General features: G+C 48.2%; 11 protein-coding genes and 3 pseudogenes. 11 read left to right on the top strand and 3 right to left on the bottom strand.

Annotation, left to right across the window (positions count from 1 at the left end):
- The 7 genes and pseudogenes from IQ22_RS23750 to IQ22_RS24215 form a co-directional block, all read left to right on the top strand.
- Window positions 1-112 (top strand): annotated as a pseudogene (locus tag IQ22_RS23750) (IS5/IS1182 family transposase); the annotation flags it as partial.
- Window positions 113-488: 376 nt separating this feature from the next.
- The gene (locus IQ22_RS24230; RefSeq protein WP_425298892.1) at window positions 489-743 is read left to right on the top strand and encodes a sigma 54-interacting transcriptional regulator; all 255 of its coding nucleotides are present in this window, start codon (window positions 489-491) and stop codon (window positions 741-743) included.
- Window positions 728-1,039, top strand: a pseudogene (locus IQ22_RS24225) (sigma 54-interacting transcriptional regulator); the annotation flags it as partial. The gene IQ22_RS24230 and the pseudogene IQ22_RS24225, both read left to right, overlap by 16 nt.
- A gap of 48 nt (window positions 1,040-1,087) precedes the next feature.
- Window positions 1,088-1,270, top strand: a complete 183-nt coding sequence (locus IQ22_RS23745; protein ID WP_244309405.1) for an AAA-type ATPase lid domain-containing protein — start codon at window positions 1,088-1,090, stop codon at window positions 1,268-1,270.
- Window positions 1,267-1,425 (top strand): helix-turn-helix domain-containing protein, encoded by a 159-nt coding sequence (locus tag IQ22_RS24220; protein WP_145146066.1) that lies wholly within the window; start codon window positions 1,267-1,269, stop codon window positions 1,423-1,425. The genes IQ22_RS23745 and IQ22_RS24220 overlap by 4 nt, the downstream gene beginning before the upstream one ends.
- Window positions 1,426-1,783: 358 nt before the next feature.
- Window positions 1,784-1,921 carry a hypothetical protein gene (locus tag IQ22_RS23740; RefSeq protein ID WP_244309404.1) on the top strand — a complete coding sequence of 46 codons (138 nt, stop codon included), beginning with the start codon at window positions 1,784-1,786 and terminating at the stop codon, window positions 1,919-1,921.
- 23 nt (window positions 1,922-1,944) lie between these two features.
- Window positions 1,945-2,118 carry a transposase gene (locus tag IQ22_RS24215; RefSeq protein WP_425298891.1) on the top strand — a complete coding sequence of 58 codons (174 nt, stop codon included), beginning with the start codon at window positions 1,945-1,947 and terminating at the stop codon, window positions 2,116-2,118.
- An 84-nt stretch (window positions 2,119-2,202) separates the two neighbouring features.
- Here the strand turns inward: IQ22_RS24215 and IQ22_RS22600 are convergent, their stop codons facing one another.
- A complete protein-coding gene (locus tag IQ22_RS22600) occupies window positions 2,203-3,147 on the bottom strand; it encodes an alpha/beta hydrolase (protein ID WP_145146064.1) in 945 nt (314 codons plus the stop codon).
- A 56-nt stretch (window positions 3,148-3,203) separates the two neighbouring features.
- Window positions 3,204-3,734, bottom strand: a complete 531-nt coding sequence (locus IQ22_RS22595; protein ID WP_145146063.1) for a phenolic acid decarboxylase — start codon at window positions 3,732-3,734, stop codon at window positions 3,204-3,206.
- 130 nt (window positions 3,735-3,864) lie between these two features.
- On the opposite strand from IQ22_RS22595, the gene IQ22_RS22590 reads away from it, so the two are divergent.
- Window positions 3,865-4,170 carry a LysR family transcriptional regulator gene (locus IQ22_RS22590; protein ID WP_145146062.1) on the top strand — a complete coding sequence of 102 codons (306 nt, stop codon included), beginning with the start codon at window positions 3,865-3,867 and terminating at the stop codon, window positions 4,168-4,170.
- Between the two features lie 660 nt (window positions 4,171-4,830).
- On the top strand, window positions 4,831-5,631 hold the full coding sequence (locus tag IQ22_RS22585; RefSeq protein ID WP_145146061.1) for an alpha/beta hydrolase: 801 nt from the start codon (window positions 4,831-4,833) through the stop codon (window positions 5,629-5,631).
- A 230-nt stretch (window positions 5,632-5,861) separates the two neighbouring features.
- Here IQ22_RS22585 and IQ22_RS22580 read toward each other — a convergent pair whose 3' ends face one another.
- On the bottom strand, window positions 5,862-6,482 hold the full coding sequence (locus IQ22_RS22580; protein ID WP_145146060.1) for a LysE family translocator: 621 nt from the start codon (window positions 6,480-6,482) through the stop codon (window positions 5,862-5,864).
- A gap of 108 nt (window positions 6,483-6,590) precedes the next feature.
- Between IQ22_RS22580 and IQ22_RS22575 the strand changes: the two genes are divergently transcribed.
- Together IQ22_RS22575 and IQ22_RS22570 are read left to right on the top strand one after the other, a co-directional pair.
- Window positions 6,591-7,052, top strand: a complete 462-nt coding sequence (locus IQ22_RS22575) for an Lrp/AsnC family transcriptional regulator (protein WP_145146059.1) — start codon at window positions 6,591-6,593, stop codon at window positions 7,050-7,052.
- 1,079 nt (window positions 7,053-8,131) lie between these two features.
- Window positions 8,132-8,385 (top strand): annotated as a pseudogene (locus IQ22_RS22570) (hypothetical protein); the annotation flags it as partial.

Here is an 8,385-nt window from a genome sequence, read left to right as displayed (position 1 = left end):
CGGTATGGGCAAGCTGCGTATCCGGTTTGAGCGCAGGCTAGATACTCACCGAGCCCTGTTATCGCTGGCGTGCAGCATTATATGCCTGCGCTCATTAGAGAGGTTTTGTTAGCGGCTCTTAACCGGTATCGGTAATCGTCACATCAAGACCGTTCTGGATCAGCTAGGCTATGCTTCCATGGCCGTAGAAAACAGTCTGTATTCAGAATTAGTTAATACTCAAATCATAAGCTTACAGCATGACCCTTGCCTCTTCGGCACTCCGCTAGAAGGGCTGATTACGATTGACTCCCAAGGGCGTATCACAGGAGCCAACCGTGCAGCTCAACGACTGCTCGGCGTTGGGCTGATCCAACCAGGCCCTGGATAACTTGTTTGAGAGTAGCTCAACGTTTTTGACTACCATCCAGAAGCCTAAGCTTGCTAGGCTCCTGGATGGTTCACAGCTTTATTTCAAAGCGCAAGAGACCTGCTCAAAAGAGTCGCCTGTGGGGGTCTGGCCCAGCTTGACCAATCGTTCGCAGGCCGTTGCTACCAAAGCTGAAAATCCGCTGGGAACTGATCCTAACGTGATTCGTCAATTCGAAGCCGCCTGCAAGGCGTTCATGGCTAATATACTAATTTTACTCCAGGGGGAAACCGGCACGGGTAAAGAAGTCTTTGCTCGAAGTCTTCATAACGCTTGTTCGCCACAGGCTCCTTTCGTTGCGATTAAAATTGCTCGGCCATTCCTGAAACACTAATCGAAGCCGAGTTATTCGGCTATGCAGACGGAGCCTTTACCGGCGGGCGAAAAGGCGGAACCATAGGGCAGATTGAGGCTGCAAACGGCGGCACACTGCTTCTAGACGAAATAGGTGATATGCCGCTGGGATTGCAGACACTTTTACTACGTGTCTTACAAAAACATTGCCTTACCCGCCTAGGCAGTCGAACCAGTATTTCTCTAGATATTCGTGTAATCAGTGCCTCCCATTGCGACTTTAATCAGAGGTTGGAAGATAAAACTTTTCGCGAAGACTTGTACTATCGTCTAAATGAACTTCAAGTCCTTTTGCCCCGCCTGAGTCAACGACAGGATTTAGACGTGCTGATCTCAAGATTGTTGTATCGGCAAGGGCCTTATCGTTTGGCAGCATCGGCTCGCCATCTCCTATTAGCTTATGAATGGCCCGGTAATATCAGACAGCTCGAACAAGTCTTGAGATTAGCTGCTGCGCTAGCCGGAGATGAGCATGTTGTCGAGTCTGAACATCTGCCCTTGAGCTGACCAAGCAGAATCCTGCTCTCAAGGGACAGTTACAAAATGCGCTTAAGCAAACGATTCAAGCTTCCTTGCAAGCTAATAATGGCAATATATCCGCCACAGCCCAGGTATTAGGAATTTCCCGCACGACGCTTTATAAAAAGTTAAAAGAAAACTGAGTTCTTACACATAGCAGCATTTTATCCAAGGCTTAAGAGCTTGCTTTTTTAATGGCAGGCAAGCCCAACGCAATCGTTAGGCCTGCTAATAGGTTGAGAGACAACCAGTGTGCAATCCTATAATACTCACTGTGCTTCTAAAGACCCTAAAAGAGCCTATATGTATCCCCTCATTCCAGAAAAATGCCGCCAATTGCTAATTTAACAATAGCTTTAGTACCGTCAATCCACTCGTTCAACCGGTAACGGTAGCGCGTATATCGGTCGGGAAAGCCGAAGCACAATCAGCTTGGTTATCTGATTGCCTTGGTGCCCTTGAGTCCTGCGACCTATTCGAAAACTGCTGGAACCCTGCAGTATGAGAAATCTTTATAGTCATCAAGATGGCTTTGGTGATCTGGATATCTGGATGGTCGATCCAACTATTATCCCAGCCACACGTGCCGCGGCAGGAGGCGAAAAAAAGGCCCGGACGAACCGGCAGGTCATTGCCTAGGGCGAAACCGTAGCGGGGTAGGTATCAAGATTCACTTGCTCTGCGATGCCCATGGTTATCCGCTAGGCTTTACCCTCTCGCCTGAACAGCAGGCCGATTCGCGCAACTTTATCCCGTTACTAGATCAGGTACGCCTTCCAGGCTTCAAGGGCAGACCGTGCAAGCGTTGCCGGACCGGTCCTCTCAATGCCTGTTGATCTGCGGAACCAGTAGACACTTGCAAGTCATTATAAAAGCTTATGAAGCCCTTCCGGCCCTCATTGTGTTGTTAGACCAGAGTATTAAGAACTACGCTGGCAATGGGTAAACCAGAATGCAATTGTTTGCATAGCCTCATTAACGGCACTCAATGCTCCTCCTAACTCAATGAATCCATGGATCTGCCCAGCGAAATGCCGGTGAAGAACATCAACTCCCGCCAAAGCAAGACGATGAGCATAAGCGATTCCTTCATCACGCAGGGGGTCGTATCCCCCAGTAATAATCAAGGCAGGCGGCAATGAGCTATGATCACTTGCCAAAAGTGGTGAGGCTCGCCAGTCGCAGGAGCTACGTTCGTCAGGAAGATAACAGTCAATCATTTGTTGCATAGCATTCGCTGACATCGGCGGGGTCAATGCTTGCTCGACACGAGAAGATCGTTTTTTCCCCTCTGGACTGTTATCAGTACTTGGATAAATCAATACCTGGCAACAAAATGGAAAAGTCAACTGATTGCGGTTAGCCAAGCAGGCTACAGCAGTCAAACTGCCTCCCGCACTATCTCCAGCGATTCCCAAACGTTTTGGGTCAATCCCCATTTCCTTAGCATTTTCGGCAATCCAACTGGTCGATGAGATGACGTCCTGGGGCGCAGCTGGAAAAGGATGTTCTGGAGCTAAACGGTAGTCTATGGCAATTACCAAACACCTACACACGTCAGCGAGTTGCCTACACACTTTATCGTGGCTAGCAAATCCGCCCATAACCCATCCGCCGCCATGGATATAAATGAGTCCAGCTTGTAAACCATCACCAAGGCCAAATGGTCGATATTGACGAAGAGGTACACCCTCGGATGAGGTTAGATCCTTAATATATTCCATTTGAATAGAAGAGCCGGCTAGCCTCTCATCTTTACAGCTATAACAGCTTCGCATTTCATGAATAGACTTATTTCCCGTGTCTGTTGCTCCCAGTTCAGCCTGTATAGCTAGTACATTTTTTAATTCGGAATCCATCGGCATACTGATACTCCACTTAAGATAACTTCTTATACAAGAGGTGCCAATTGGTACAATTATCAATGTGGAGTTATATTGAGTCGCGACGCATAATCTTCAGTAAGTTCTGAAGGTGCACAGGCTATCACGCTCTCATTGAGGGCTCCACAGTCCTGAATAAAGGTTACCTGCGCAAATTCATCGATCACTAGCTTAGGATATGTTGGCCCTGCGTCGCGGTATTCGTGCATGCTTTGGAGATGGTCGTTCTGAAAGCAAACTGTTTTGTAAGGATCTATGGCAACCCATCGCGGAAAGAAAATAGTTCCGTGTAATTGACGCTCAGCAAAGTTGATTGCAACACTGACAGTTGTGCCTGTTGGCTCATCCCAAGAAATTTTACATATATCATCCGAAAGCCGAACGATATGCGCTAGTTGATCTTTAACCCACCGTCCTCCCACCATTCCGCTATGAATGCGGTAGTCAATTGTACGTTCATCCTTTAAGTACATTTCGTACTGCCAGCCATTCTCATATGTATATATAAAATGCTTGCCGATAAACGCATGAAGCTGCTCGAGTTTTGTAGAGGTGAATGACTCTGACATAGCGTAACTCCTTAAGGCTAAAATAAATTCTCTTGTGGCTTTAAACACTTTGGATACTAAAATTCACCAAGCCTGGCCACCAATACTTTGTTACGCTGAAGCAATACTTTTCAAGCATAGATAAGAAAACATGGAACTACGTCATCTTCGTTATTTCATAGGTGTTGTTGAAACAGGAAGCTTTACGGCTGCTGCGGAACATTTACACACAGCTCAACCTTCTTTGAGCCGACAGATTCGTGACCTTGAAGCTTATGTCGGTACCACATTGCTCACACGTACTAGCCGCCACTTAGAGCTGACTAATGCAGGCCGTGTTTTTCTAGATGAGGCGCGTTTAACGCTTGCACAAGCAGAGGGGTTCTACCCCATCTCCACGGACGGTTTGAAAAGGGCTGATAAGCTCCATATAACGTTCGCCTGCAACTGGTTGTAAATCCTTCAAAGCTGCAATCCGACCTGTTTGCTCGCAGCGCTTTTCGTCAGCCCTGCCAAACGCCATAAGCGCTGTACGCACATGGGATAAGGAATTATCTTCCAAGTAAAGGAATACATTTTCGACATAGTTAACTTTGTTAACTACTATATATCTTTGGTGTGCCGTTGGGGGAACTGCTCATGTCAGGGTAGTAGCGAGACATGCATGGCAGTCGAGTCGCGACGCCTTGCGTAAACCAATAAGAAGGTTTCCTTTGGAGACATCGATGCATAAACCTCGCTTTGAAAGGATCATTCTGCTGGTGGCGCTGACGTGTCTGGCTGCTACCGAAATACTAGTCAAGTGAGCTTCATCTGCCAAAGCCTGGTCCAGCCTGTTGGCGACCACTCCAGAAGACATGCCCATGTCTATCTGGTACAGGCACGCTATAACGGCTCGGGCAGGCTAGAGTCTGCATCTCGCTTCAGCCTTTTAAGAACAACTCGGACGAGACGATACTTTGGTATTTGACGCACTGACCAGTGGAACGGATGTCCCCCATATAAATAACTATTTTGATCATTCCTAACCTTGGGAATGCTGATGTTCACCGTCGTTGAAAGCACCAATAGCATAACTACCTGTACGCTCAGAGCGCTCAACCTTGGAGATTGAACATTGAAACACTCAGTTACTTTCCTTAATACCAATAATACTCGGCTCGCCGTTCACCACTGGGATCACCCAAGTCCGCTATTTTTAGCGCTCATAGTGCACGGTTACGGCGAACATCTTGGACGCTATGACCATCTTGCAGGTGCGCTGGTTAAAGCTGGAGCTTGGGTGGCCGGACCTGACCATCAAGGACACGGTCTCTCGGATGGCGATCAAGTACACATAACAGACTACGAGATCGTCGTTGATGACCTTCACCAAGTTGCCTTGACGCTTCAAGAAGAATTTCCGGGCATCCCTTTGGTAGTTATCGGACACTCAATGGGAGGAATGATCGCTACCCGTTATGCACAGCGGCACGGGAAAGTACTGAAAGCATTGGTACTTTCGGGGCCCTTGCTGGGGCAACGAACCGCGATAACTAACGTTCTTGATTTGGCTGAAATCCCTAACACTCCCCTCGACACCACTATGTTATCTCGAGATCCATGCGTGGGCGCTGCTTACAGCGCCGACCCGTTGGTGTGGCATGGCCCATTCAAGCGTCCTACATTAGTGGCTATGACGGTAATGCTGAATACAATTCATGCGGGACCATCCCTGAGTGATATACCCACATTGTGGATGCACGGAAGCGAGGATCAACTTGTGTTGGTCGAAGAGACCCGCAGTACATTAGATCGGATAAAGGGAAGCCATTTCGAGGCGGAAATCATCGAAGGCGCCCGTCATGAGATATTTAACGAGATAAATAAGGAAGATGTATTGAAGCGCGTAACCGACTTTCTACGACGGATAATTTGATCGCTTAAGGGAGAGATTACAGCGCACAATTCGTTGGCCATCCCATCCTGCCATAATTCGCTACAAGCAGGGAAGTCAGCAGCAAAAAGCCAAGCACCAAAGGAATTGTTTATGACCAGCTTCGACTAGGTATGAGGCAAATCCAAGCTCTGTCTGAAAAGTCTTGTTACCTGCTCTGTAGCCCTCTTTAGCGTCTTAGCGTCACGTAATCAATGAGTTGGAAAGGCAGGTCAGACAGAGCCTAGTCGGGCAAAAGCTTTAAGGGGCGCCCAAAGGATGCTCACTGCAAAGAAAAATAATAACAGCGCTGAGCATAAATCGATGCGCCTTAGCCAGGACGGGTCTAATTTCTGGGCTACGAGAGCGAATAGGCTTGATAAACATATCCACCACAACATAGACCCTAAGAATACTCCAATTACCAATAGTAAACCCTTTCCAAGATCCGCTTGTGTCAAGCCTAATCCTGCAAACATCGTAGCAAAGCTAAGAATGGTCATAGGATTGGATAAGGTCAAAAGGAACGTTGTGAAATAGCAACGCCAAAGGTTAGAGGGCAAACCAATAGCCTTTAGCGGCTTACGTTTTCTCAATCTTGTTTTCCAAGCCACGTATAGTAGAAAAAGGGCACCTATAATCTGTAGATAGGACGTTTTCCCTATAATGGTAAGCAAGCCCGTCAGGCCCATCATCGCACCCAGGGCATAAAGTGCATCGGCTGTAGCTGCACCGAGTCCTGTAATGATCCCGTTCCTGAAGCCGCCCTTAAGGGTACTTTGAATGCATAGCAGCCCTATAGGGCCTACTGGTGCCGCTATGGCTAAACCAAGCACAATGCCTTTGATCAACATGACATGCCTCTTTTGTAGCTGGGTCTTATTGTCATAAGGCGGCCTGGTTTACTCCATACTAATTTAAAGGTATGAAGGCATCTGCACTTAACAATTGAAGCTTGTATCATGCCTTTTTTAGATAAAGCATTAGATCGTTTGGATCGACGTCTATTAACAGAGCTTCAGGTCAACGCAAGGCTCAGTAGTGCAGAGCTTGGGCGACGGGTGGGGTTATCAACTCCTGCAGTTGCCGAGCGCATCAAGCGCCTGGAGCAGCGGGGAATCCTACATGGCTATCATGCAGCAGTGGACAGTCACTCCATTGGCTATCCTGTCACAGCATTCATTCGATTATTTGTACCTGCTGATCACTATAGGCAAGTCCAGACTGTAATAGAAAGCATGCTTGAAGTCCGTGAGGCACACCATGTGACTGGCGATGCTGCCTTTATACTAAAGGTAGTTGCTGCATCGCTCTCTGATTTAGAATTATTAATTTCTTCATTTGATACTTATGGCAGGACAGAAACTTCTGTCGTGTTGTCTACTCGACTTGCTACAAGAGGCCTGCCGATAAAAACCTCTTGAGTCACACTAAGTGTTTGGCCCGGGAAGTAATGGCTTGGATCGTCATTTAAGTATTGTGGCTCTTTATGCAACTTATCCAAGACAAAACCAATCGGTGCTCGACCCTTTGGGAGTGCCCGTAATGGACAAGCGCTGTTATAGGCCCAGATCTAGTCCTTCAGATGCGGCCGGTGTTCATCAAGCGAGGTGTAGTGAACCCTGACGTCCTTGATCGTCCGGCTTATCCGATTAACCTGGCCGTTGGTCCCGGGGTGGAAGCGCTTGCTCAGGCGATGCTTGATGCCGTGCCGGTGGCAGAGCCCGTCAAAGGGTGGATCCGAAGGCCTCGGTGCCTAGCTTTTTAGTGAATTAGATACCGTGTCGGTCAGCACCGTGTGGACGCGGTACGGCAGGGCTTACAGGGTGGCCTGCAGAAATTCGACGGCTATTCTGCGGGTAGCCTGCTCATATAGCTCGGGATGGACAACCTTGGTGGTGCGGTCGATGCCATAAAGAGATAGGCCCGTCCATGCTGACCAGCATTTGCAAGGTTTGAGGCCAGGTCTCAGGTTTACCAAGAGGTGAGTGCTCCCAGGCAAAGCTTCGGATGAGCTGTCCTGCTTGGCCTCCTCCCTGCATAAAGGCAGGCGAGCTATTTGGCTGCTGGATTTGGGGCATTAGATAAACTCGGTAGTTATCAAACATCCAAGACTCGAGGACTTGGCTAATAACTATTGAGAACACATCTATGCCAAATTATCTCAAACACTTTCTTTTATACTCAATTTACAAGGTTTGGTTTTTCGGAATGGCTTAAGCGCGCCAGTCGCAATAATGCTTCTTCTGGAAGCCTGCACCAACCAGCTGGGGCGGGGGAAATTCATATTAAAAGGCTACCGCGCTCCTGATGCCGGCAGCTGGCGTTGCGCGCCCGAGTAAATAGCCGTCAGAGGTGTTGATCATTGGCGATTTGGACGCATGTATATTGAAAGCCGTCTCCAGAACGAGGCTTGAGAGGATAGCTCAATGAGCTCTGGTACAGACGAACCGCCTTCGGGCGGTTTTTTATGCAGTTGCCTCAAACAAACAAAGGGTAAGCCATGACATCAATATCACCCGATCAGAACCAGTCCAGAGTAAATACGCTGTTTGAGCTGATCCACCTTCTGCATATGGCACTTAAACTGGATGGCCTGGAGATGCAGGAAGAGGACATCGTCGATCTGATCATTGAGATAGCCAGTGAGCTGGATGAGACAAGCCCAGCGCCATATCTGCACAATGCTCTAATTGATCCGACCGAACCGATGGAGCCAATCTGCTGGGGCACGCTCTATATGACTCTGTTGCCCGC

It is taken from the genome of Pseudomonas duriflava (genome assembly GCF_007830155.1).
Lineage (GTDB): Bacteria > Pseudomonadota > Gammaproteobacteria > Pseudomonadales > Pseudomonadaceae > Chryseomonas > Chryseomonas duriflava.
The sequence above is the reverse complement of the archived record's forward strand: the minus strand, read 5'-3'. Positions and strand labels throughout refer to the sequence as shown.

What these genes read in the sequence shown, in the direction of transcription:
- IQ22_RS23740 (WP_244309404.1), top strand. Translation starts at nt 1,784, where the DNA reads ATGAGAAATCTTTATAGTCATCAAGATGGCTTTGGTGATCTGGATATC.
- IQ22_RS22600 (WP_145146064.1), bottom strand. Translation starts at nt 3,147, where the DNA reads ATGCCGATGGATTCCGAATTAAAAAATGTACTAGCTATACAGGCTGAA.
- IQ22_RS22595 (WP_145146063.1), bottom strand. Translation starts at nt 3,734, where the DNA reads ATGTCAGAGTCATTCACCTCTACAAAACTCGAGCAGCTTCATGCGTTT.
- IQ22_RS22590 (WP_145146062.1), top strand. Translation starts at nt 3,865, where the DNA reads ATGGAACTACGTCATCTTCGTTATTTCATAGGTGTTGTTGAAACAGGA.
- IQ22_RS22580 (WP_145146060.1), bottom strand. Translation starts at nt 6,482, where the DNA reads ATGTTGATCAAAGGCATTGTGCTTGGTTTAGCCATAGCGGCACCAGTA.
- IQ22_RS22575 (WP_145146059.1), top strand. Translation starts at nt 6,591, where the DNA reads ATGCCTTTTTTAGATAAAGCATTAGATCGTTTGGATCGACGTCTATTA.